The 1,144-nt window shown below is 36.0% G+C and carries 1 protein-coding gene; it reads right to left on the bottom strand.

Features of this window, described 5'->3' with window-relative positions:
* Positions 1-328: 328 nt before the first annotated feature.
* Positions 329-718, bottom strand: a complete 390-nt coding sequence (locus tag BBG47_RS28120; RefSeq protein ID WP_065294477.1) for a hypothetical protein — start codon at positions 716-718, stop codon at positions 329-331.
* Between the last annotated feature and the right edge of the window lie 426 nt (positions 719-1,144).

Here is a 1,144-nt window from a genome sequence, read left to right as displayed (position 1 = left end):
ACTTACTATCACAATAGGAACTATCTTTTTCATGATCTCTTTATTCCTTTTCGTTTTCTATCCTCATTTTTAATAACATGGTTACAAGTAAAGAAGCCAACTATTGAAGCTGGCTTCTTTTTTCATCATATCCTCACCTAGAGTAATTATTAAATCATTATTCTTCTATTTCATCCTCAATTTCATGGGGAAGGAGCTTTTCTTCTAACAGAACTGACTTTTTGCTTGCCTCCAAGCTATCCAGAAGTTCTCTAGCGTCCCCTTTCAGTAAAAGGCTCAGATAATTTTGATATATTACTCTAACTAATTACTGAACTCATAAATTGGACTATCTTTTCGAAAGCGTCACTTCCTCTTCTTTGTTATTCCATTTGATCTTTGCTTTTAATGAATCTGATTGAAGTTTCTCACCTGCATCTTGTTCTTTTACATACTTCACACTATAAATGTAGGGAGGTTTTTTGTTGATCTGGGTCGATCCAGAAGCATTGAAATCGCTATTTAGAAACTTGAATTCCAATGATTCTAATAAACTTTCTTGTCCAATATATTCGAAGCCGATCTCAAAGTGATCGGGTACCGAATTTTGCACAACTTTAACATTCCAAAACTCACCACTACCTTTATAGACTTGCTCTTTTCCACAGCTTGTTAATGTGAACGAAGTGATAATAACGAGTATAGTAAAAAATAAAAACGAGCTTCGTTTAACCTTCAAAGTCCTCAACTCCTTGACAGACTACAAGGTCTAACATATTCCTTTCTTTTAATCCTGAATTTCCAAGCCTCGTGTTCCCTTCAATTATAAGGGAGAACTCACAAGCTACAAGTTTCTGTTCCTGTGAGTTCAATCCGCTTATTTCAGCTTACTGAGATTTAGGACACGCTCGATGGTGTGATAGCTAACGTGCCCTATTGAATCACTTCTTCTTACTCCACAAGAATGTTTTTAGTGCAAATAAGATCAAGACAACCGTCAGAGCAATCGAATAGTACATGTTTGCGTGGTCATATGAGATTGTATAATTCCATGACAAGATAACCAAGTAACTAGTGATTCTTGCTTCATCGGGAAAATCATAAGTATCAAAAAGAAGAACACTATCGGGATTGTCCCGATTAAGCCCGCAACGACGGAACTAAT

The sequence above is a fragment of the Paenibacillus sp. KS1 genome, from assembly GCF_001680695.1.
GTDB classification, from domain to species: domain Bacteria; phylum Bacillota; class Bacilli; order Paenibacillales; family Paenibacillaceae; genus Paenibacillus_B; species Paenibacillus_B suaedae.
The sequence above is the reverse complement of the archived record's forward strand: the minus strand, read 5'-3'. Positions and strand labels throughout refer to the sequence as shown.